The 25039-nt window shown below is 74.2% G+C and carries 6 protein-coding genes; 2 read left to right on the forward strand and 4 right to left on the reverse strand.

Features of this window, described 5'->3' with window-relative positions; all coding sequences use genetic code 11:
- Positions 1-5 precede the first annotated feature (5 nt).
- From H566_RS0108770 to H566_RS23945, 4 genes are all read right to left on the reverse strand, one after another.
- A complete protein-coding gene (locus H566_RS0108770) occupies positions 6-6176 on the reverse strand; it encodes an excinuclease ABC subunit UvrA (protein WP_034411002.1) in 6171 nt (2056 codons plus the stop codon).
- 185 nt (positions 6177-6361) lie between these two features.
- Positions 6362-10045 carry a phospholipase D-like domain-containing protein gene (locus H566_RS0108775; protein ID WP_028311144.1) on the reverse strand — a complete coding sequence of 1228 codons (3684 nt, stop codon included), beginning with the start codon at positions 10043-10045 and terminating at the stop codon, positions 6362-6364.
- An 8-nt stretch (positions 10046-10053) separates the two neighbouring features.
- Positions 10054-13257, reverse strand: coding sequence for a hypothetical protein (locus H566_RS27385; protein ID WP_028311145.1), 3204 nt, complete (start codon positions 13255-13257; stop codon positions 10054-10056).
- A gap of 44 nt (positions 13258-13301) precedes the next feature.
- A complete protein-coding gene (locus H566_RS23945) occupies positions 13302-20987 on the reverse strand; it encodes an OmpA family protein (RefSeq protein WP_156924344.1) in 7686 nt (2561 codons plus the stop codon).
- A gap of 347 nt (positions 20988-21334) precedes the next feature.
- Here H566_RS23945 and H566_RS0108790 point away from each other — a divergent pair, with 347 nt between their 5' ends.
- A complete protein-coding gene (locus H566_RS0108790; RefSeq protein WP_028311146.1) occupies positions 21335-22162 on the forward strand; it encodes a response regulator in 828 nt (275 codons plus the stop codon).
- On the forward strand, positions 22159-25002 hold the full coding sequence (locus H566_RS27390; RefSeq protein WP_051378405.1) for a PAS domain S-box protein: 2844 nt from the start codon (positions 22159-22161) through the stop codon (positions 25000-25002). Before H566_RS0108790 ends, H566_RS27390 begins: the two co-directional genes overlap by 4 nt.
- Positions 25003-25039 lie beyond the last annotated feature (37 nt).

The raw sequence follows: 25039 nt of genomic DNA on the forward strand, positions 1-25039 counted from the left end.
GCCGTTCAGCCCGCCGCGCGCTTTGCCCGTTCCGCCAGGAACTCGCCGAGGATGCGCGCGGTGTGCGAGCGCCCCGGCGCCGCCACGAGCGCGGCCGGCGGCCCTTCGGCCACCACCTCGCCGCCGCGCGTGCCGCCCTCGGGGCCGAGATCGACCAGCCAGTCGGCCTCGGCGATGAGGTCGAGGTCATGCTCGATCACCACCACCGTGTTGCCGCCGTCCACGAGCCGGTGCAGCACATGGATGAGCTTTTCCACGTCGCTCATGTGCAGGCCCACCGTCGGCTCGTCGAGCACGTAGAGCGTGCGCGGCGCGCGCTGGCCCCGGCGCGTGATGTCGTCGCGCACCTTGGCCAGTTCGGTCACGAGCTTGATGCGCTGCGCCTCGCCGCCCGACAGCGTCGGGCTCGGCTGGCCGAGCGTGAGATAGCCGAGGCCGACGTCCTGCATGAGCTTGAGCGCATGCAGCAGCTTGGGATGGTTCTCGAAGTAGCCGATGGCGTCGTCGATATTCATCGCGAGCACGTCGCCGATCGACTTCCCGCGCAGCTTCACCTCCAGCGTCGCGCGGTTGAAGCGCGCGCCGCCGCAGGCTTCGCACACCGTCTTCACGTCGGGCAGGAAGCTCATCTCGACCGTGGTCACGCCCTGGCCTTCGCAGGTTTCGCAGCGGCCGCCCGAGGTGTTGAAGCTGAAACGCGACGGCGTGTAGCCGCGCAGCCGCGCGTCCTGGCTGTCGGCAAAGAGCTTGCGGATCTCGTCCCAGATGCCGACGTAGGTGGCCGGGCAGGAGCGCGGCGTCTTGCCGATCGGCGTCTGGTCCACCTCCAGCACGCGGTCGATGAGGTCGAGGCCGGCCAGCGTGCCGCCGCCGCGTGCAAGCGTTTGCGGCGGCGTCGGCTCCTTGGGCGGCACGCCGTTGCGCGCGACCACCACGCGATGCGCGTTGTCGTGCAGCACCTCGCGCGCGAGCGTCGATTTGCCCGAGCCGCTCACGCCCGTCACCACGGTCAGGCGGCCGAGCGGGAAATCGGCATCGACGCCGCGCAGGTTGTGCAGCGCCGCGCCGCGCAATTGCAGGCGCGGCGTGTCAGCCTCGACCGGGCGCAGCTCGTGCAGCGGATGCTGGAGCGGGTGATGCAGGAAGCGGCCGGTGATGGAGGTGGCCGGGTCGAGTTCGTCGGCCGAGCCCTGGCCGACGATGCTGCCGCCGCGCACGCCGGCGCCGGGGCCGATGTCGATCACATGGTCGGCGCGGCGGATCGTGTCTTCATCGTGCTCGACCACGACCAGCGTGTTGCCGTTGGCGCGCAGCTTGTCGAGCACGTCGAGCAGCATGCGGTTGTCGCGCGGATGCAGGCCGATGGTCGGCTCGTCGAGGATGTAGCAGACGCCTTGCAGGCTGGACCCGAGCTGGGCCGCGAGCCGGATGCGCTGGGCCTCGCCGCCCGACAGCGTGGGCGCGGCGCGGTCGAGCGCGAGGTAGTCGAGACCGACTTCGGCGAGGAAGCTCAGCCGCGCGCGGATCTCGGTGATGACGTCGCGCGCGATCGCGCCTTCGCGGCCGTCAAGCTGGAGGCCATCGACGAAGCCGGCGCAATCGAGCACCGATTGCGCGCTCACCTCGGCGATCGAGCGGTCGCGGAAGCGCACCGCGAGCGCGACCGGATTGAGCCGCGCGCCGTGGCAGGCGGGGCAGGGCTCCTCGATCTCGCCGGCGGAACGCGCGGCGTCGGCGGCGGCGTCGGCCGCGTCCTCGGCGGCGTCGCGCCAGCTCGCGTCGCCCTGGGCGCTCTGGTTGCGCTCGCGCTCGTCGGGCGGCGTGAAGCCGCGCAGCCTGAGGCCGGTGCCGTAGCAATGGCGGCACCAGCCGTGGCTGGAGTTGTAGCTGAACAGGCGCGGGTCGAGATCGGCATAGCTCTGGCCGCAGCAGGGGCAGGCGCGCTTGGTCGAGAACATCGTGCTCGCGAGGCTGGCCGCGCCGCCGGTCGGGTCGCTTGCAAAGGTTTGCGCCAGTGAGTCGAGGCCGCTCAGCACCACGACGAAGCCTTTGCCGAGGTCGATCGCGGTCGTGAGCGCCTCCCGCACGCGGGCCTCGTTCTCGGGCGCGATTTCCACGTCGGCGACGGGCAGCTCGATGTTGTGTTCCTTGAAGCGGTCGATGCGCGGGAACTTGTCCGTCGGCAGGAACTGGCCGTCCACGCGCAGATGGGTGTAGCCCTTGCCGGCGGCCCATTTGGCGAGGTCGGTGTACACGCCCTTGCGGCCGATCACGAGCGGCGCGAGCAGGCCGACGCGCTGGCCGCGCCAGTCGCGCATCAGGCGCGCGGCGATGGTGTCGAAGCTCTGGGCCTCGACCGGCACGTTGCAGGTGATGCAGTACTGGGTGCCGAGCTTGACGTAGAGCAGGCGCAGGAAGTGATAGATCTCGGTGAGCGTGGCGACCGTGCTCTTGCGCCCGCCGCGCGAGGTGCGCTGCTCGATCGCGACCGTGGGCGGAATGCCGTGGATCGCGTCCACCTCCGGCTTGCCCTGGGGCTGGACGATGGAGCGCGCATAGGCGTTGAGCGATTCGAGATAGCGGCGCTGGCCCTCGGCGAACAGGATGTCGAAGGCGAGCGTGCTCTTGCCCGAGCCCGACGGCCCGGTGATGACGGTGAAGGCGTCGCGCGGAATCTCGACGTCGAGGTTCTTGAGGTTGTGCTCGCGCGCGTGGTGGATGCGGATGCTGCTGGGCGGCTGCGCGCGGTGGTGCGGATCGTTGGCGACCGGCGCGCCGCCCTCGATGGCGACGCTGCCTTCGCGGGTGACGAGATAGCCGGCGCGGGGTTCGGCGGCGCGGAGGAGGGCGCTGTCGTTGGCCGAGGACGGCGTCGATGCGTCGGGCTTGCCATCGCTTGCAAGCGCTTGCGCGGTGGCGCGGCCGACTGCCGGGCGTACCGGTTCGATTCCGGTCCCGGGCACCGCACCGCCCGGCACCGCCAGCGCCCGCTCGTACTCCGCGAGCGCGCGCCCCGTCCAGGTATCGGTCGCCGCGACCTGCGCTGGCGTGCCTTCGGCCACGATGCTGCCGCCTGCGTCGCCGCCTTCCGGGCCGAGGTCGATGATCCAGTCGGCCGCGCGGATCAAGTCGAGGTTGTGCTCGATCACCACCAGCGTGTGGCCGGCCGCGAGCAGCTTCTCGAAGGCGCGCAGCAGCACCGCTACATCCTCGAAATGCAGGCCCGTCGTCGGCTCGTCGAACAGGAAGAGCTTCTTCTTCGTCGCCAGTTTGCGGACCTTGGCGTCCTTGGCATGCGCGGCCGCGAGATGGCCGGCGAGCTTGAGCCGCTGCGCCTCGCCGCCCGACAGCGTGGGCACCGGCTGGCCGAGCTTGAGGTAGTCGAGGCCCACGTCCACCAGCGACGACAGGCCGAGCTTGACCGCCATCTCCTCGTGGAAGAAGTGCAGCGCCTCGTTGACGGTCATGTCGAGCACCTGGTCGATGCTCGCCTCGCGGTAGAGACCGTCGATGTCGGTGCTGCCGACCTTCACCTCCAGCGTCTCGGGCCGGTAGCGCTTGCCGTCGCATTCGGGGCAGCGCAGATACACGTCGCTCAGGAACTGCATCTCCACATGCTCGAAGCCGGTGCCGCCGCACACCGGGCAGCGGCCGTCGCCGGCGTTGAAGCTGAAGGTGCCGGCGGTGTAGCCGCGCTTGCGCGCCTCGGGCGAGCGCGCGAACACGTCGCGGATCGCGTCGAAGGCGCCGACGTAGCTCGCCGGATTGGAGCGTGCGGTGCGGCCGATCGCGGTCTGGTCGACCATCACCGCGTCGGCGATGAAGTCGGCGCCCGCGAGCGCGTCGAACTCGCCGCCACGCTCGACCGGCCGGCCGAAATGCTTGTCGAGCGCGCCCATCAGCACGTCGGTGATGAGCGTGGACTTGCCCGAGCCGCTCACGCCCGTGACGGCGATGAGCCGGCCGAGCGGCAGGCGCAGGTTCACGTCGCGCAGGTTGTGCTCGCGCGCGCCGCTCAGCGTCAGCCATTGCGTGGCCGCGTCGGGCGCGAGCGCCGCGCGGTCGAGCCGGATGCGCTTGCGGCCGGCGAGCCAGTCGCCGGTGAGCGAGCGGCCGATCGGCGTCATGCCGTCGCGCGCGGGCGCGCCGGACACGTCGGCGGCGCGGGCGGTGTCGGGCGCCGTCGTGGCGCTCTCAAGCTCGCGCGCCTCCTCCGGCGTGCCGCGAAACACGATCGCCCCGCCGCGCTCGCCCGGCCCGGGGCCGATCTCCAGCAGCTCGTCGGCGGCCAGCATCACCTGCGGATCATGCTCGACCACCACCAGCGAATTGCCCGCGTCGCGCAGCCGGCGCATCACCGCGATCACGCGGTCCATGTCGCGCGGATGCAGGCCGATGCTCGGCTCGTCCAGCACGAACAGCGTGCCCACGAGCGAGGTGCCGAGCGCGGTCGTGAGGTTGATGCGCTGAACCTCGCCGCCCGACAGCGTGCGGCTCTGGCGGTCGAGCGTCAGATAGCCGAGCCCCACCTCCGACAGAAAGCGGGAGCGGCTGCGCAGCTCGCCCATCAGCAGCTCGGCGGCCTGGGCCGTGAGATGCGACAGGTCGAGCGATTCGACGAAGTCGCGCAGCCGGTCCACCGCCACGTTCATGAGGTCATGGATCGTCAGGCCGGGCAGGGCGTCGAGCTGCTCGCGCGACCAGTCGCTGCCCGGCGGCAGGAAGCGCGCCCGGCCCGCGAGCGCCGCGTCGGCCGCCTCGCGTCCGCCCACGCGCCACAGCAGCGCATCGGGCTTGAGCCGCGAGCCCTTGCAGACCTCGCATTGCGTGTAGCTGCGGTACTTCGACAGCAGCACGCGGATGTGCATCTTGTAGGCCTTGCTTTCCAGCCAGGCGAAGAAGCGCCGCACGCCGTACCACACGCCCGGAAAGCTCTTGTCCCAGCTGATCCACTCCGGTTCGCCTTCGAGCACCCAGTGGCGGTCGCGCTCGCTCATGTCGCGCCAGGGCGTGTCGATGGCGATGCCGCGTCGCACGGCGTAGCCGATGAGTTCTTCCTGCGCCTCCTTGAAGCTCTCGGTCTGCCAGGGCTTGACCGCGCCTTCGCGCAGGCTCTTGCGCTCGTCGGGGATGACCAGGCCGAAGTCCACGCCGATCACCCGGCCGAAGCCGCGGCAGGCCTCGCAGGCGCCGAGCGGCGAGTTGAAGCTGAAGCCGGCCGGCGTCGGCTCCTTGTAGTCGATGCCGCAATTGGCGCAATGGAAGCCGGTGCTGAAGCGCTCGACGCGCTCGCCGCCGTCGGCGTCGATGAAGCGCAGCGCGCAATGGCCCTGGCCGGCGGCGAAGGCGGCCTCGATCGCCTCGCTGGCGCGCGTGAGGTCGAGGCTCGCGCCCCGGAAGCGGTCCTGCACGACGATGAGGCGCTGCGGCGGCACGTCGGATGCGACCTTGGCCTTGGCGCGCGCGGTCTTCGCGGCGGGCTTGGCGCCGGCGGCCTTGGCGGGCTTCTTCTTGCCGGCGGGCGCTTCGTCGATGACCGGCGCCGGCAGCGGCGGCTCGGCTGTGCCCGGCGCCGGCTCATGGATGCGCGTATAGCCCTGGGCTTCGAGAAAGGCCCGCACCTCGTCGGCGCTGAAATTGCCCGGCACCAGCGCGTCGAAGGTGACGAGCACGCGAGCGTCCGGCGCGGCGGCCGCCTGCGTCTGGAGCGCGGCGAGCACGCTTTCGGGGCCGTCGCGGCGCACCGGGCGGGCGCAGCAGCGGCAGAACAGCGTCGCGGCGCGCGCGAACAGCAGCTTCAGGTGGTCATTCAGCTCGGTCATCGTGCCGACCGTCGAGCGCGAGTTGCGCACCGGATTGGTCTGGTCGATGGCGATCGCGGGCGGCACGCCGTCGATGCGATCGACCTGCGGCCGGTCCTGGCGGTCGAGAAACTGGCGCGCATAGGCGCTGAAGGTCTCGACGTAGCGGCGCTGGCCCTCGGCATACAGCGTGTCGAACACCAGCGAGCTCTTGCCCGAGCCGCTCACGCCGGTCACGACCAGCAGTTCGCCGGTCGGGATGTCGAGGCTCAGGTTGCGCAGGTTGTTCTGGCGCGCTCCGCGGATGCGGATGGCGTTGCCGAGGTAGGCGCCTTGGTCGGCGTCGGAAGCGGGGCGATTCGGGGCTTGATCCATGGGCGCGAGGATAGACCGGTGGCGCGGGCGGCCGTTCCGGCGTGGTCGGCCGTGCTGCCGCATGGGGAAATTCGCCGGTGCGGGCCTTGCCTGCAGTCGCCCAAGGCGGCGCGCATCGCCCTCCACCTGCCGCAGGCGCTGCTCACCGCCGACCGTCCCGCCGCCGGGCGCCCAGCGCCCGGCACTCAATCCGCGTCCACCGTCTCCGTCAGCGTTTGCGCCGCGTACAGCCCCTTGAGCGCATCCAGCAGCGCGCCGCCGAGGCCACCGCCGGCCGCGAGCGGATCGGGCTGCCATTGGCTCGCGTCGGGCTGGACCGCCGCCGGCCGGATCGGCGTCGACAGCAGCGCGGGCGTGCCGCGCCGGTCGAGCGCGACGATGGCGCGCACCAGCTCGGCCGCGTCGCCGGGCAGCTGGCCGACCGTGATGCCGAGCCGATCGGCCATGAGCCGGCGCCGGAAGTTGGCCACATCCACCGGCCGGCCATCGGCCACGCGCTCGTCGAACACCGCCGCCATCAGCGACGAATCCCAGGCCAGCCCGCGCCGCCACGGATGCGTGCTGCCGGTGAAGGCGACCACGTCGTCCACCACCACCGTCGTGCTCGCGAAGCGCAGGCCGCGCCCGACCGCCGTCGCCGGCATGAACACCGCCACCCGCCCCGGCGCGGCCGCGCGCAGCTGGGCCAGCGCGCGCGCCAGACCGTCGTCGCGCAGCGCCTGCAACGCGCGCGGCGTGCCGGGCAGCAGCAGTTGCGGCACGCAGATCGCCAGCCGCAGCCGGGGCCGGGCCTGGAGCCGCGCCGCGAGCCGGCCCGTGAAGTCGAGCGGGCCGCCCGGCTCGGTCACCGCGTGGGTGTCGAGCGCGGGCGTCTCGAGGTAGATGAAGTCCTGGGCCCGGTCGATGGCGGCGAGCATCGCCACCGCGCCCTCGCGCGCGCCGTCGAGCGCCGCCGCGAAGCGACGGTCGAGCGCGCGCACGATCTCGTTCAGCACCGGCTGGGCCTGGTTCTTGAGCCAGGTGCCGAAACTGGCCGGCAGCATCGGCAGGCCGGTGAAGGTGGCGTTGAGCCAGTTCTCCAGCGCGCTCACCTGGCCCGCGATCGGAAAGGCGGCAGTGTTGGACAGCAGCGCCGACAGCCCCGGCTCGCCGGTCACGCCGGGCGCGATCGTGCGCAGCACCGCCACCACCGGGCCGGCGCCCGCGCCCTCGGCCACGACCGGCGAGGGCTGGCTCGCCACATCCCAGGCCAGCGCCGGCTCGCCGAGCAGCAGCGCGTCGCGCGCGGTGCCGGTCAGGCCCGAGAACTCGGTGGTGACGAGGCCGGCGGTACGGTCGCGCAGGCATTCGTCGAGCGCGAGCGCCGGCGGGCCGCTCAGGCTGGCGCCGGTGCCGTGCACCTCGACCGAGGCCGGCGCGCCGGCCATGCCGAGGTCGAAGCCGGCGGTCGGCGACATGGCCCAGGGCATGGCCGGCGCGCTGCCGAGCACGGCCAGCGGGCCGCCCGCCGCGCCGGGCGCCGAGGCGCCGATGTCGAGCCGCTCGACGAACTTGCCGCCCACGCCGTCGGGCAGCGCGCCGCGTTCCAGCCGGTGGATGCGCTGGGCGCTGGTGGCCATCACGTCGAGCCGGCCGAGTTCCGCATTGGCCGGCAGGCCCGGCGTGCCGGCCGGGCGCGGGCGGCCGGCGGCGTCGAGCCGGTCGGGCGTGCGCGGCCAGGCCGGCTCGCACAGGCTCACCGCGTCGGTCGGCAGCACGGTCGCGCCCAGGGTGTTGAGCGACCAGGCCAGCCTCGGGATCGCGGCCGGCGCCACCAGCGCGGCATGGCCGTCGGCCTGTTCCACGATCAGATGGCCGCCGGCCGGCAGCACGCCGAGCGGCGGCAGCGCGGGCGGCTGCGGCCAGCCGAGCTGGGACTGGCCGGTCTCGCACACATGCCAGGCGTCGCTCGCGCCGGGCAGGCCGCGTGGCGCGCCGGCCAGCGGCGCCGGGCGGTTGAAGCGCAGATCGGCCAGCTCGACGGCGCCGGCCCGGGTGGCGCCGGGCGGCAGCATCAGCAGGTCGAAGCCGAGCGGCGCGGCCGTCACCATCTGGCCCGGCGGCAGCGGCAGCACCAGCCGCGCGATGCCGTCGGCGCCGACTCGGCCGGCACCGCCCGCGAGCCGGCGCCGGTGGCCGTCGTCGCCGAGCGTGGTGGGCCAGGCGCGTAGCCACAGGCCGACAAAGCCGGCGCCGTTGCCGGTGCCGGTGAAGTTCACCTCCAGCAGCGCGAGCTGGTCGGCCGGGCTGGCGCCGCCGCCGAGCAGGGCGCGCACGCGGTACTGGTTGGCGCCCGGCGCGGCGGCGCCGGCATCGGTCAGCGCCGTCGGCAGGGTCGGGAAGGGGCCGACGCCGAAGGCCGGCGGCGCGCCCCAGGACGCATCGGCCATGCCGAGCACGAAGCGGCGCGGCGTCGCGCCCGGCAGGCCGAGCATGAGCGCGGCAGTCTGGCCGGCGTTGGGCACCAGCACCGGCGCGGCATTGGCCGTGCGCGCGACGGTGATGCGCGTGCTCGGCCGGTTCTGATGGGTTTCGCGGCGCAGCGTGGCGGTACGCATCGCCTCGGGCGTGCTGTTCCAGAGCGAGCAGTCCTGGCGGCCAAGGCCGGTGAGCAGCCGCTCTTCATCGGTGACGGCGACCCGCGCGAAATCACGCGCGAAGGGCTGCTGGCCGGCGCCGAACAGCACGAGCGGCGCGGCGCCGACGGCCGCGTAGGCGAGGCCGGGCAGCACGGCGATGCGCGGGCGCGGCGCGTCGTCGGGCGCGGGGTTCTCGGGTACCGGGCCGGCGGCAGGCGCGGCCGTGAAGGACAGCCCGACGGGCTGGCCGCCGGTCTCGACCAGCAGCCGGTCGGTCGGCGCGGCGAAGGGCGCGGCGGCGCCGACGCGCAGCCGCGCATTGGCCGGATCGGGCGTGAGGAAGGGCGGGCCGAGCGGGCCTTCATGCGCATCGACCAGATGCACGCTCAGCCCGGCCTGCACCGGCACCACCTCCGGCTGGCCGCTCGTGGCCGGGTAGTCGGCCGGCGTGGCGTTGGCGGGCAGCAGCTGGAGCGGTCCGCCGCCGGCCGGCGCGCCCACGCCCGTGACGAGCAGCCAGCTGAACCAGGCCGCGACCGCGCCCGGCTCGATCGGCCGGCCGCGCTTGTCGAAGCACCAGAGCGTCTGCGCGGCGGCGGTCTCGATGTTGCGCAGGATGCGGTCGCGCGCGGCGTTGTTGCCGTCGCTCCGGCGCAGCCAGTGCGCCGGCAGCGGCATGTTGGCCAGCGTGCCGGCCGTCACCGTCAGGCCGATCGAACGCAGCCTGTCGGCATTGGTCGGGCCGGGCAGGCCGATGTTGCCGGCCGGGTCGGTGAACAGCGTCAGCGCCGCGCCGGCGGTCCAGATGCCGGCCGGATTGGCGCCGGCCGGCGCGTCGAGCGCGAGCGCGAAGCAGCGCGGCGTCGCCCGCGTCGGGCCGGTGATGGCGCCGGCCGCGCCGGCGAGCGGCGGCAGCAGCGCGAGCAGCGCCTCCAGCCGCGCCTCGACCTCGGGCAGCAGGCGGAACAGCGCGACCAGGCAATGGCGGTCGAAGGGCGAGTTGCCTTCGCTGTCCTCCAGGTCGCGCAGCGGCGCCGGCAGCCGGCCCGGCGCGCAGACGAACAGGCTGAGCGTGCCGCTGGCCGGCGGATGCCATTCGACATTCGCGGCGCCGGCCGGCATTTGCAGGGGCAGGCCGAGCCGGTCGGCCGGCTTGGGCTGGGGCAGCACGAGGTTGACGCCGGGAAACCAGGGCGCGAGCGCCGGAGCGCCGGCTCCGAGCGGAGCGATGGGCGAATCGAGAGTGGGCATGGCGGACCTCAGGCGTTGGCGGAAATGCGGACGGGATCGCTGCGGCGACCGAGCGGATCGACGATGACGACCGCGTAGCCGGTGGCGTCGGCAGGCAGGCCGGTGGCGTGCTCGGCCGACCAGACGCCACTCGCGGCATCGAGGCGCCAGTCGAGCGCGAGCGGTTCGGCGGCGGCGCCGGCGCGGTCGAGCACGGTGTCGAAGCGATGGGCGCCGAAGCTGTTGGGCAGCAGGCTCGCGGCCTGCGGATGCAGCAGCGTCAGGTGGCAGCCGCTGCCGGGCAGCAGGTCGAGCTGGGTCTGGGTCGGCGCGAGCGGCCGGTCGGCCGGCTCGGTGCCGAGCACCACGGGTGCGCCTGGCTCGCTCCAGTCGCCGACCGGCGGCGTGAAGCTGCCGAAGCCGTCCAGCTGCACCGCCTCGTAGCTGCCGGGCGGCGGGCCGGCCTGCAGCTCGACCACGAAGCGGTAGCGGCGCCAAGGCTTGAGGCCGCCCGGCAGCGCGATGTCGAAGCTCGCGGCATCGCCGTCGGCGCCGGCCGCGATCTGCGCCGTGCCCTGGGCCACGATGGCCATGCGGCGCGGCTCGGCGGTGGGCGTGCTGCTCATGCGCAGCCGCCAGCCGGCGACCGCCACCGTGCCCGGCGGCACGCGCACGCGCAGCCGGCGCTGGCCGGCGTCGTCGCGCGCCAGGCTCACGAGCGGCCGGGCCGGCGCGCCGAAGTTCGTCACCGCGAACTTGAGCAGCGGCGTGCTGCCGATCGGCGCCAGCGCCCCGCTCGCGCCCTCGGCCACGACGCGGAACACCATCAACGCGCGCAGCGAACCCGACACGCGCTGCTCGAAGCGCACGACGCCGTCCACCGGCTCCAGCGGCGCGGGCGTGAGCGATTCCAGAAAGTCCCAGCCGAGCAGGTCAGCCACGCTGTCGAGCGCGTTGGCTCGGTCGGACAGCGGGCGCGGCCGGGGCGGCAGGCCGCTGCCGGCCGGCGCGGGCAGGTCGGCCATCGCGGCGAGCGCGGTGGCGGCGCGGCTGTCGCCTTGCGCGGCGAGGCGGCGCAGCCCGGCCACCAGCACCGGCTCGCTCGCGCCGAACACGCGGTAGCGCCGGCCGGCCTGCGCCTTGAAGCCGAAGGCGATGCGCGCCTTGCCGTCGGCATCGGGCCGGGGCGTGAACAGCAGCCTGGCCGGCAGATCGGGCGAGGCCTCGGGGCGCGGGTCGACGAGGCCGCGCCGGCACGGCGGCGAATCGCTGGCCGAGGGCTGGTTCTGCTCGTCGAGCCAGCGCGCCACATAGCTCACGCTCGAACTGCCGCCCGGCGGCAGCGCCGGGCCGTCGCGCAGCACGACGACGAGCGGCTGCGACGGCGGCGGCGCCTCGCCCTGCGCGGGCGCGGCCGGCTGGCGCACATAGGCGGGCGCGCCGGCCGGCGCGAGCCGCACGGTGGTGAGGTCGAACAGCAGGGTCTGGGCCGGCTGGCCGTCGAACTGCTCGGTCAGGCTCAGCGTCTTGAGGCGGCGCGCGCCGGGCGGCAGGTCGTCGTCGGCGGGCAGCGGGATCTCGACGCGCAGCCGCGCCGCGAGCGGGCCGGTCTGGCCGATCAGCGTGTCGGGATCGACCGGCAGCACATGCAGCTCGATCGCGGCCTGGGGCGGACGCGGGCGCGCGGGCGCGATGGCGGTGGTCTTGCCCCAGCCCGACCAGCGGCCGAACCAGTCGCCCTGGGCCAGGCGCCAGGTGGTCGAGTCGGGTGCGGCGGCGCTGTCCTGGAAGCGGCCGATGTCGGGCGTGACGGCCTCGGGCGGACGCTGGACGACGATGGCGCGCGCCTGTCCGCCTTCGCCGGCCGGCGCGCAGGGGTTGAGCAGGCGGTGCTTGCCGTTCTTGTCGGTGGCGGCGAAGGCGGCGAGCGCGCCGGGCACGAAGCCGGCGGCCTGCAGCCGCACCGAGCGCGTGGGCGTGTCGATGCCGGTCGGCATCCAGGCGCGGTGCTCGGCCAGCGTGAACACCGGCGCGCCGGGCGCGGCCGAGGGCTGGCCGCTCAGCGCGTAGCACTCGGCATGCATGTCGAAATAGGCCTGTTCGCGCTTGGGTAGGCAGGCCTGCTGCACCAGCTCGGGAAAGGCGGCGGCCGCCGCCGCGAGGCTGGCGCGCCGGCCCTGGCCAAGCGTGGCCCAGAGCATCTGCTCGCCTTCGTTGGCGGGCGTGGGCCAAGTCCAGAGGCCGCGCACCACGTAGCGCAGCAGCGTGCCGGCGGGCAGGGCGGCGCCTTCGACATCGACGTCGCCGAAGCCGAGCCAGCGGCCGATGTCGGGTTCGAGCGCGGTGGTGAGCGCGAAGCGTTCGAGCGGCAGCGAGAGCCTGCGCGGCAGCTCGGCGCTGTGGCCGGCCATCTCCTGCGTGAGCGGGATCTGGCTCACGGCCTTGCCGGCGTTGTGATTGCCGAGCAGCTCGGCGAGCCAGCCGGCCAGCGTCTTGCGCGCGGCGGCGCTGCGGGCCCAGGCGGCGGCCGGCGTGCTGGCGGGTGCGGCGGCCGGACCGCTGGCGGTGGGCGCGAGATGCAGCGGCAGGCGGGTCGGCGCGCCGTTGCGCAGCCGGGCCTCGGCATCGGCCAGCGCGGTGGGCAGCGGCTGGTAGCGGTCGCTCGGCTGCACCGGCAGGCTCCACCAGCGCCAGGGCGGCTGGCGGCGCGGATCGGGCAGCTCGGGCAGGCGCGACTTCTGCACCCAGCGCAGGCCGATGACGGTGCCGCTGCCCGACACGCGCACCTTCTGGATGTCGCGCGCGGCCAGCACCAGCGGCAGCCGGTCGCGGCGCTGGAGCACGCCGATGCCGGCGCCGGTATGGCCGAGGGCTTCGGCCACGAGGCTGCTCGGGCTGCCGGGCTTGGCCGTGCTGGTGGCCACGTCCACCTGCGCCCACACCACCGGGCCGGCCGGGAAATGCGCCGTCACCGGCTTGCCGGGCGTGACGCTGAACGGCGGTTGCAGCGGCTTGCCGTCGCTGTCGAGCCAGGTCACGTCGTTGAGCACGGCCAGGCCGGCGAGCAGCTCGGGCGCGAGCGTGTCGCGCCAGACCGCGAACGGCGCGCAGGGCAGGCCGATCTCGGGCGCGGGCAGCACGCGCAGGTGGATGCCCTTGGGCAGATGGGTGTCGCCGCTGGCGTCCACCGCCTCGGCGTGCATCAGGCTGTCGAGGGCTTCGATGCTGTTCATGGGGTTTCCTCGCAATGCGTGAAGTCGGTCGGGGGCGGGGGCGCTCAGGCTTCTTCGTCGGCGACGAAGCCGGGGCGGTCGGCGATGCCGAAGGACAGCGGCGCGCCGGTCTGGCCGCGCTGGCTGAAGCGCGCCGTCACATGGCCGGCCGGCGCGGTGCCGAGCGCGAAGGGCGCGGCCGGCACGTAGAGCAGCCGGCTGCCGGCGCTGTTGCAGCCGCGCTCGATCAGCGGCGTCTGCTTGCCGTCGGCCTCGATCACGAGGCTGGCGATGTCGAGCCGCGCGGGCGGCGCCGGCTCGTTGAGCGCGCCGGTGGCGAAGCCGGCGCGGCGGATCGGCTCGTCGGCCTCGACCAGCAGGCCGGCGACGCGCCAGGCGGCATGGCCGGCGTCGGGCGCGAGCCAGAGCAGGGTGCAGCGCGCGCCGTCGGCGGCCGGCCAGGGCGCGAGGCCCAGGCTGGCGAGATCGGCCTCGAAGGCGGCATCGCCGCGCGCCGGCTTGGCCGGGGCCGCGAGCGCCTGCGCCACCACCGCGTCCTCGCCCCGGCCGTAGCCGGCGGCGCTGAAGCCGAGCGCGCCGATCAGCCCGGCCGCCGTCGCGTGGCGCGAGGCGCGGAAATGGCTGCGCGCCACCACCACGTTGGCCGGCGCGGCCGGATCGGCGCCGTCGTTGTCGGGCATGGCCTTGAGCACGAGGTCGTACTCGCCGCCGGGGCGCAGGTCGGCCGCCACGTCCAGCCGCGACGAGCCGCGCGTGACCGTGAGCGGATCGAGATTGGCGTCGCGCAGGCAGGGCGCGGCGGCCACCGCCTCGGCGATCTCCAGGTCGGCCGGGAACCAGACGCGGGCGTCGAGCTTCCAGTCGAAGCCGGTCGCGCGGTCGAGCGGATGGCGCGCGCCGGGGTTGACGGGCGGCTTGCCGTCGAGCGCGCCGGCCGGCGGCCGGGTGTCGAGCACCTCGGCGACGAGCTTGCGGCCGTACTTCGCGGCCAGCGCCGGCAGGTGATCGACCATGAACCAGAAGCCGATCTCGTCGCCGATGAAATGCGGCGCGCCGTCGTCGGCCGGCGTGGCGCAGCGCAGGTAGCGGGCGAGGTCGCGCGGATCGAAGCGGCTCTCGTCGACGCCGGCCTGCTCGGGCGCGATCGGGGTCGGCGCGCCGGGCGGCGGCAGTTGCGGCAGCCGCAGGCCGTAGGGCGCGGTGCGGAAGCGGAAGCGGTCGGCGGGGCCGGACTTCCACGCGGCGGCGGCCGGCGGACCGGGCTGGGCCGAGGGCTTGTTTGCGGGCGGCGTCCAGACCTGGGCGCTCCATTCGACGCGGATCTCGTAGGTGCTGTCGGCGTCGAGGTTGACCGCATGGGTCGGCTTGCCGCTGGCGAGCGCCTCGGCGGCTTCGGCCGCCTGCTGCCTGAGGCCGTCGCGCGCGGCCTGCTCGGCGGCCTGGGCGGCGAGGGCGTTGCGCGTGACCGCCTCGATGCCGACCAGCCGGATCTCGCCCCAGGGCCAGGCGCCGACGCCGAGCGCCGACCAGTCGCCGGCCGGCAGCTTGTAGCGCAGCACGCGGCGCGTGCCGCCGTCGGCGCTGGCGATCTCGCTTGCCGCGAGGTCGAGCAGCTTGCCGTCGGCGCCGGTGGCGAACACGCGCGGCACGGCCAGGTCCTGCAGGCCGAGCAGGTCGGGCAGCACGCGGCGGCGCGGCTTGCCCCAGCACACGCGGTAGAGGTCGTAGACGCCCGTCATCACCAGCCGCGCGATGCCCCAGACCTCGATGCGCAGCGTCTGGCGCGTGGCGCCGCTGGCACTGCGGCTGGCGATGATCCTGCCGCCCGCGTCATGGGCGGTGATGGCGACCGTGCCGCTCACCGCGCGCAGGTCGATCTCGACCGAATCCACCCGGGGCATGCCGATGGCGGTGATCGAGCCGGGCAGCTTGCCGGCGACGGCGGTGGCGGCCATGGCGGTGGTGAAGACGTGCACGGCGCGCTCGCCGTTGTCGGCGAAGCCGGTCATGTCGCCGCGATAGATCGTGGCCGACACGCCGGTGAAGTCGCTGAAGCGGTAGTCGCGCGCCGGCATGCCGTCGCAGATGCCGGCATCGGCCAGCGGGCGGCCGTCGCGCTCGCGGGCCACTTCGAGCACCAGCGCGCCGCTGGCGAGCGCCGGCTCGATCTCGAAGCCGACCGGCGCGCTCGCCATGAAGGCGCCGGCCTTGCGCCAGCACGGCAGGCGCCAGCCGGCGGAGCGCGTCTTGCCGTCGAGCACGACCGGCAGCGCGAGCGGCGCGACCTTGGCCGGATGCCAGTCCCAGCCGGCGTCCTTGCCCCAGGCGGCGGCCTGCTGCGGCGTGAGCTGGGCCAGCTTGCCGTAGGCGTCGTAATGGCTCGGGAACAGCGCGTCGGGCGCGGGCTGGGCGCTCGTCATGCCGAGCCAGTACTTGCCGATCGCATGCCAGTCGGCGCCCCAGGCCCAGGCGGCGCCGGCGGCGGGCACGGGCTCGCACATCTGCTCGTAGGCCTTGCCGGGGCTGGACGGCAGGCCGGCGTCGATCACGTCGGGCGTGTACCAGCGCGCCCAGGGCGCGGCGTCCTGGGTCATGAGGGCGAGTTCGCGGCCTTCCTCGTTGCCGGGCGGCGTGACGTCGGGCGATTGCAGCGCCGGGCGATGGCTCGGCAGCCACCATTCGCAGTCGAAAGGGCCGTCCACGAGCGTCCAGCTGCCGGCGTCGTCGGGCTTGGCGGGATCGGCGAGCTTCCACAGCTGCACCGCGTCGAGCCGGTAGGCGGTGCGGCGGCCGGTCGGGCCGCTCCACGGCGTCTGCGGCGCGGCGGGCTCGGTGGCGCGCACGAAATGGGTGGTGGGCAGCGCGGTGGGCGGCGTGTCGCCGGGCTGCTTTGTGGTGCAGTGGTCGGCGATGTAGTGCGCGAAGCGCAGCACCGGCACCGTGTCGGGCCAGACCACGGGCAGGGCGCCGCCGCCGGCGTCGGGCGCGACGCTGGCCATCACGGCCGGGAAGTGGTCGCACAGCTCCAGCCCCGCCACCGGCGATTCGACGCCCGCGTCCGGCGCCGGCGGCTTGCCGACCGTGGTGTCGATGCAGCCGCTGACCTCGAAGAACAGCAGCTGCACCGAGCCGCAGAGATGGCCGCCGACGAAGGTTTCGGTGCCCGACTTGGTCTCGCGCACCATGAATTGCAGCAGCCCGTCCACGCCGACCGAGACGATCACCAGATCGAGCTCGGCCTTGAGCCCGGCCGCGCCCGCGAAGGCCAGCGGCCGCGTGCCGAGCCCCAGCACGATGAAGGCCGAACCCGCGAGCGTGAGCGGCCCGGCCGACCACTTGAGGTCGAAGCCCGCGCCCATGCCGACCGAGAAGCCGTCGAGGTCGATCGGCTTGACCAGGTCCTGCTTGATGAGCGGCGCGCCGAGGCCGTGCAGCCCCTTCTCGTCGAGCATCAGGAAGGCCCAGGCGGTGAAATCGAGCAGGCCGGGCAGCAGCACCGCGCGCACCGGATCGCCGGGGCGGCCCTGGCCGCCGTCGCTGCCGATGCGCAGATACCAGCCCGGATCGGTCTTCTTCGCGCTGTCCTTGGCGAGCGGGAAATAGGCCGAGATCGGCGCCTTGATCGACACCACCTTCGGCAGCACGTACTCGGCGCGCGCGCCGATCACGACCGAATCCGGCTCGACCAGCACCATGCCGAGCACCGAGCCGTTGGCCTTCTTGCCGGCATCGGCCGGGCGCGCCGCGCTTGGATTGGACCTGGGGCTGCGCATGAAGCCGGCGTCGATGCCGAGGCCGACCGACAGCTCGGGAAAGCCCACGGTGAGCGCGCCCTCGGCGTTGAACGAGAAGCCGCCGTCCGCCGCCGTGCCGATGATGCTGCCGAGCCCGAGCGCGAACTGGCCCGGCTTGCGCGCGTACTTGGTTTCGGGCGGCATCGCCCACCAGGCCAGCGCGCGCTCGACCGGATCGTCGGCATGGCCGGCCGCCGCCACGTTGCGCGTGCCGTTGGCCACGAAGCGGCCCGAGAAGCCGTACACGCCCAGGCCCGTGCCGCCGAGCAGCAGCGGCACCGGAAACTTCACGCCCACGTCCACCGCCGCGAAGTCCTGCTGGATCGCGAGCGCGCCGTTGGCCTTGAGCTTGGCCGGGAGGATGTCGAGCGCCACGCCGGCGCGCACCGAGCCGTCGTCGATGCTGACGCTGCCCTGGCCGACGAGTACGTTGGGGATGTTGACCGACACGTTCAGGCCGCGCAGTTCGAGCGTCTGCTCGGGCTCGATGCCGAGCCGCAGCGTCGCGCTCGCGAGCTTGACGACGCCGAGGTCGCGCGCGATGGCGAGGTCGAACTCGATCCACTTCGAGCCGTTGCCCATGCGCGTGTTGGCCACGCTCACGAGGTCGCCGAGCGGCCCCGACAGCGTCCAGGTGCCGGGGTCCACCACCTCGGCCTTCATGCTGTCGAAGGTGAGCGAGAGGCGGTCGTCGCGATAGCGCAGGCCGACGTTACGGAAGCCGAGCCGGATGTCGCCGCGCAGGCCGCCGACCGGCTTGGCGCCGACGTTGACGCGCAGATGGACGGTGTAGTCGAGCGTGGTGCTGACGGCGGGGTCGCCGTTCCATTCGCAGCCGATGGCGATGCGGTCGATCTCGACGTAGCCGGGATTGGCCTGCTGGCCCTGCGGCGCCTTGTTGACGAGGCCGCCGATGCCGGCGCCGATCAGGTACATCGCGGTGGCGGTGACGAACTGGCCGAGCGGGTCCTTGACCACGTCGGTGTCCTTCATCGTCGCCATCGCGGTCGGGCCGAGCGCCATGGCCCAGGCGAGCGCGTCGCTGTTCCAGCCGAGCTTGCCGTCGGGCAGCGACAGCGCGCCGTTCAGGCGGGTGCGGCCGGTGCGGGCGTCATGCAGCCATTGCAGCAGGACCTCCCAGGCCTTGCCGCCGACGGGCTGGGGAATGGTGGTGGTGCCGCCCGGCCCCTGGATGTCGATGGTCTTGGGCTGCCAGCACACGCGCGCCTCGGCCTCGACCGGCAGGTAGTCGGCCGGGGCGACGAGGCTGGGGCTGTCCCAGCGCGCGCGCAGCGCCACGCGGTAGGGCATGGGCGTGGTGGTGCCGGGCAGCGGCGCGTCGACCGGGGCGGGCTTGCCGTCGGCGCCGGGCACGAGCACCAGGGCCGTGAGCGCGTCGGCGCCGCCGGGGGCGGGCGCCGGCGCGGGGGAGGGCGATTGCTGGGCCAGATGGGCATCGACGCAGAGGATGTCGGCGCAGCGGTAGGGCAGGCGGTCACTGTCTTCGCGCGCGGCTTGGGGCGCGCGCGGGCCGGTGGGGCTGTCCTCGACCCACCGGGCGTTCCAGAACGGTCTGGCGGTGTTGGCCGCGTGCTCGATCCGGTCCGGCGGCAGCGCGAGGCGCAGCGTGGATTCGGGCTGGGCCGGATCGCCGGCGAGCAGGAAGCGCGGCGGCAGGTCGGCCACCGGCGCGCCGGCCGGCCAGGCCTCGGACTCGGCGCGCGCATGAATCCGCGCCGGAGGGATGCCGGCGGCGATGAGCAGGCTGCGCGCGCGTTCGGCGCGCTTGCGGCCGAGCTCGCGGTTGCGCAGGAAGTTGCCGTGCAGGTCGTCGAGGTGGGCGAGGTCGTCGGTGCGGCCGACGATGCAGTACACCGATTTCTGCTCGGGATCGATGTTCTTGACCCAGGCGCGCACGGCGCTGATGCCATGGTCGTTGTCGGTGACGGCGCCGCCGAGCAGCGGCTTGGCCTCGGCGGCATGGCGCTCGGGCAGCGCGCCGGCCAGCGTGGCGTCGCTGCCGTCCCAGGGCGCCTTGCTGCCGATGGGGTTGTCGCTGTCCCAGTCGAAGCGCAGTTGCAGGTTGGGCGAGGTGGCGGGCGCGGCCGGTGCCGGCGGCGGCACGACGGCGCCGGCCGACGGATCGGCCGCGAGCCGGATCTCGACCTCGGCGGCGGTGCCGGTCGGCGCGGTGATGCGGCCGTCGAGCGCGTCGAAGCTGGCGGCGGCCGCCATGCCGGCGCGGCTGCCGAGCCGGTGGAAGGGCGCGGCCGGGAAGCCGTCGGCGACGCGGGCCGGAATGGCGGCGGCGGGCGCGCCGGTCCAGGGCGGCGCGAGCACCGACACGCGGGCCTCGGCGCCGCCGGCCACGACCGCATGGCCGATCACGAGGCGGCTGTCGGCCGAGGTTTCGATGCGCACGCGGCGCATCAGGCCGTGGGCGTCGGTCAGCACCAGGTCCTGCGTGTCGCCGTCGTCGTCGAGCATCGGCAGGGTGAAGCTCATGGCCGAGCGGCTCACCACGGCGCCGGTGCCGCCGCCGAGCTGCCAGTCGGGCGCTTCGTCGTTGGGCACGGCGGTCACGTGCTTGAACACGAGGCCGGCCAGTGCCTCGCGCGGGCCGCGCACATGCAGCACGTCGGGCAGCACGCCGCCATTGGCGAGCACGAGGTCGATGCGGCCGGCGAGCGCGCTCGCGTCGCCGGGCTTGGCGACGAACCAGATGCGGCGCTCGGCGACCCAGCTCAGCGGGCCGGGGTCGGCAACGCCGGCGCGGCCGATGCCGAGCCGGTAGCGCAGCGGCTGGCCGCTCGGCAGCTCGAACCACGGCGATTCCTTGCCGCTGCCGCTGCTGCCGTCGGGCAGGCTCCAGCGCACCTCGCGCACCGCGAGCGGCGGATCGTCGTAGCCGGCGATGGTCGCGGCGGGGTCGAAGGGGAATGTCGCGCGCACGAGCAGCCGGCTGTCGGCCGAGCCGAGCGGCAGGTAGCGGTCGGGCGCGTCGTCGCCGAGCTGGGCCGGGCTGATGTCGGTATCGACGCCGGCGAGGTCGCGGGTCTGGAGCGCGACCAGGCCGTCATGCGTCTGGCGGTCGATTTCGCCGAATTCGAGGCTGGCCTCGCCTTGCAGGCCGCCGGGCTGGCCGACGACGAGGTCGCGCACGCCGACCGAGAGGTTGGGCAGCAGCGGCGTGCCGGGCGGGAAGTAGAGCCGCGCCTCGTCGAGCGCGGCGCCGGTCCAGCTCGCGGGCTTGCCGGCGGCGGCGAGTTCGGGCGGCGTGTAGTCGGGCGACAGGTCGAGCGTGAAGTTGTCGAGCGTCATGCCGAAGGCCGTCTGCCCGAAGCAGAAGGTGGGCGGACGCATGTCGAGCCGCAGCACGGCGCCGGTGGGCGCGCCGGGGTTGAACGGATCGGGCACGTCGGCGAGCTGGAGGCCGACCGTGTTCACGCCGTCGAACCACAGCCGCAGCACGCCGCTGGCGATGGCGCGCACCGCCGCCTGGCCGCGCGCCGGCGAGAGATGCAGCGGCTCCGGCCCGCTGCCGCCGAGGCGCGTGGCCGCGACCAGACCCGGCACGTCGACCGCGAGCCGGTCGGCCACGAGATCGAGCGTCCAGGCCGACAGCGCCGGCTCGACCGCGATGCTGGCGGGCGCCGAGGGCGCCGGCACCGGCTGGCGCGCGAGCGCGAGCCGGAACGGCAGGCCGCGCGTGATGCCGGGGATGTCGATGCTCCAGCGGGTGGTGTTGAGCCGGTAGGCGTCGCGCCAGGACTGGAGCACGCCCTCGTACTGGAGGAAGGCGGCGCTGCTGGTGCTGCGCAGGTCGAGCACGGTGAGCGCGCCGAGCCAGTCGAGCACCCGGTCGGACTGGCCGCCGGCCCAGACCGTGGTCTGGGGCAGCAGGTCGAGCAGGCTGATTCCGCGTTGAGCTGTCATGCCCATCTCCTGTGAAGTCGTTGTCAGGGGCGCGGGACGGCGGGGTCCGGCGCGATGGGCGGCAGTCTTCGGCGGTGGCGTATCAGCGCCGTTTCATGGCGCGGGGCGGTTCCGTTTCATTGGTTTCACGGGTTTCGGGTCGGTTGCGCGCGAGCGGACGTTCACCGCGCCGCTCTGGCGGACAGAAATGGCCACGGCGTCGGGTAAAGCCGTCCGGCGCGGTGGTTTTGCTGGGGTAGCATCCGCGCCGCCTCGTCGAGCGCGACGGGCATGACGGCATCGGGAAGCGCGGCCGCGAGAGCCGCGAGCGTCATCAATCACAAGAACCAGGACGGCACGAGGACGACATGGCGAGCATCCTCATCGTCGATGACGAGCGGCAGATCTGCGAGCTGCTCGACGACTATCTCGGCCGTTACGGCCACAGCATCCGCACGGCCTTCGACGCGGCCGGCGCGCGCGCCCAGATCGGCGCCGCGCTGCCCGATCTGGTCATCCTCGACATCCACATGCCGGGCGAGGACGGGCTGTCGCTCGCGCGCTGGCTGCGCGAGGCGCATCCGGCGGTCGGCATCGTGCTGCTCACCACGGCGGCGAGCGTGGTGGACCGCATCGTCGGCATGGAACTCGGCGCCGACGACTACATTCCCAAGCCCTTCGACCCGCGCGAGCTGCTGGCGCGGCTCAAGTCGCTGCTGCGGCGGTTGAAGCCGCCGGTGCCGGACGGCGGCACGGCGACGCCGCCGGGCGCGGCCGCCGGCGCCGGTGGCGCGGTCACCGGCGCCGGCGCTTCGTCCCGCCCGCCGACCGGCGCGACCGGCGCGCGCCCGTCGCCCGACGGTCAGCCCGCTTCCCGCCGGGTGCGCTTCGGCCGCTGCCTGCTCGACCTCAACGCCGCGCGGCTCTACAGCGCCGAGGGCGACGAGCTGCCGCTGTCGCCGGCCGAGTTCGACCTGCTGCGCCTGTTTGCCGAGAACCCGCGCCGCGCGCTCAACCGCGACCAGATCATGGAAGGCGCGCATCAGCGCGGCTGGGAAGTGTTCGACCGTTCCATCGACCTGCGCGTGATGCGGCTGCGCCGGAAGATCGAGACCAATCCCGAGAAGCCCGAGGTCATCAAGACGGTGCGCGGCATCGGCTACATGTTCGTGCCCGATCCGAAGGCGGGCGCATGAGCGCGCCGCCGCCCCGCGATGCCGACGGTGCCGCCGCCGCGGCCGCCGCGCGCCGGCTTAGCCGGCATGCGCGCCGCGTGGTGCTGCTACTGGCGCTGCCGGTGCTGGTGCTGGTCGCCTTGCTGGCCTGGCGCCAGTACGGCGAGCAGCGGCGCGCGCTGCTCGACGAGCTGACGCACGAGGCGCTGGCACGCGCCCAGGCGGTCGATGTGATGGCGCGCGGCACGGCTGATTCGGTGGCCCAGCTCGCCGACGTGGCCGCGCGCGGCTGGAACCGGCCCAACCTGCGCCCGCCCGAGGCCGACGCGCTCGCGCCGCGCCGCCCCGGCGACAGCTACACCACCGACGCGCTCGCGCCGCCCCTGCGCGCCGACGCCTGCCTCGCCATCACCACCGCGCTCGGCCCCGACGACGCGGCGCGCGCCGCCGCCACGCTCACCCGCGCCGCGCCGATGCTGCCGGTGGGGCGCGCGCTGGTGCGCGTGCAGCCGCGCTACCGCTGGAGCTATCTGTTCTCGGCCGACCGCCGCCTAGTCACGATCTGCCCCTGGGCCGACAGCGCCGATTTCGTCGAGAAGCTCGGTCTCGCCTCGCTGCGCGAGACGCTGCCGGGCTGGTTCGACTACGAGCTGTTCGCGGGCATCACCCCCGAACGCGATCCCGAGCGCGTCGCGCGCTGGACCGAGCCCTATGTCGATGCCGGCGGCAGCGGGCTCATGGTGTCGCACACCGCGCCGGTCTATGCCGACGGCAGCTTCGTCGCGATGACCGGGCTGGACGTGAACCTCGCGGTGTTCGACGACCTGGTGCGCGACGGCTTCGACGGGCGCGGCTCGGCCTGGGTCGTCGACCGCCAGGGCAATGTGCTGGCCGGCACCGACGTCCACGCGCCCGAACTGGTGAACATCGACAGGCGCCTGCCGTCCGGCCTCGCGCCGGCCGATGCCCGACGCGCGCTCGACACGCCGGGCGTGCTGGTGGAGGCCGGCGGCTGGGTGCTGGTGGCGCATTGGACCGAGCACGCGCCCTGGGCCTATCTGCGCGCGCTGCCCGAGGTCGATCTGCAATCGCGGCTCTGGCCCCGGCTGCTGCCCTTCATCGGCGTGGGCGTGGTGCTGTGCTGGGTCTTCCTGTTCAGCCTGTGGTGGCTGAGGCGAGAGCTGATCGAACCGGCGCTCGCGCTCGTCAACGATCTGGTCGAGCTGTCGCGCGGCGGCGCGGGCGACGCGCGCCGGCTGCATCCGCTGTGGCAGCCGTGGCGGGCGCTGGTGGCGCGCGTGCTCGCGGCGTCGGACGCGGCACGGGCACGCGAATCGCGCAGCGAGGCCTTCAAGGCCGCGATCGTCGACAACGCGCTCGCAGCGATCATCACCGCCGATGCCGACGGCCACATCGTCGAGTTCAACCCGGCCGCCGAGGCGATGTTCGGCTGGCGGCGCGGCGAGGCGATCGGCCGGCTCGTGAGCGACGTGGTGGTCCCGCCCGCGCACCGCGAAGGCCATCTGCGCGGCATGCGGCGGCTCAAGGACGGCGGGCCGGCCCGGCTCATGGGCCAGCGGCTGGAGATGTCGGCGATGCGCCGCGACGGCCGCGAGTTTCCGGTCGAGATGATGCTCACCCGCATCGAGATCGACGGCGAGGGCTTCTACACCGCCAACCTGGTGGACCTGACCGAGCGCCGCGCCACCGAGGACGAGCTCGACCGCCAGCGCGAGGCACTGCGCCAGGCCGAGAAGCTGTCGGCGATGGGTTCGCTGCTGGCCTGCGTCGCGCACGAACTCAACAACCCGCTGGCGATCGTGATGGGCCGCGCGGCGCTGCTCGAATCGCGCTGCGCCGATCCCGACCTGCGTGGCGACGCCCAGAGCATCCTCGGCGCGGCCGAGCGCTGCGGGCGGATCGTGCGCACCTTCCTGGCGATGGCGCGCCAGCAGCCGGGCCAGCGCGGCGAGGTCGATCTCAACCAGCTGGTGCGCGGCGCGCTCGACCTGCTCGGCTACAGCCTGCGCACGGCGGGCATCCGCGTCGAGCTGAGGCTCGCGCCCGACCTGCCGCTCATCGACGCCGACGCCGACCAGCTCGCCCAGCTCGTGCTCAACCTGCTGGTCAATTCGCAGCAGGCGCTGTCGCTGCGCGACATCCGGCGCGAGATCGCGGTGGAAACCGGCGCGAGCCGCGACAGCGGACAGATCTGGCTGCGCGTGATCGACAGCGGCCCGGGCGTGGAGCCGGCGTTGCGCGAACGCATCTTCGACCCCTTCTTCACCACCAAGCCCGAGGGCGTGGGCACGGGCGTGGGGCTGTCGGTGTCGCGCTCGATCGCGCGCCAGCACGGCGGCGACCTGGTGCTGGAGCCGAGCGTGGTGGGCGCGGTGTTCCGGCTCAGCCTGCCGCTCGGCGGACTGGGCGGCGCGGCGGGTCTCGGCCCGGACGCCGCGTCGGCCGCGATCGGGCCGGCCGACGACGACGGGGCGATCCGCCGCGTGCTGGTGGTGGACGACGAGCCCGAGATCGCCGCGATGATGCGCGACATGCTGGAGGCCGGCGGCTACGAGATCGCCATCGCCGAGGACGGCGAGGTCGCGCTCGAGATCCTCGGCGAGGCGCGCTTCGAGGCCGTGGTGAGCGATCTGCGCATGCCGGGCATGGACGGCCCGACGCTGTTCCGCGCGCTGCGGCGGCGCCATCCGAGGCTGGCCTCGCGCGTGGTGTTCGTGACCGGCGACACGCTGTCGCCGGCGGTCGAGGCCTTCCTCGCCGAATCGGGCTGCGGCCATCTGGCCAAGCCGTTCACGGCCGCGAGCCTGCTGGCGCTGGTGCGGCAGACGGTGGAAGGCTGAGCGGCGCGTGCCAGGCCTGCCGGCGCGCGGGCCGACC

The organism is Derxia gummosa DSM 723 (genome assembly GCF_000482785.1).
In the GTDB taxonomy this organism is placed as follows: Bacteria; Pseudomonadota; Gammaproteobacteria; order Burkholderiales; family Burkholderiaceae_E; genus Derxia; species Derxia gummosa.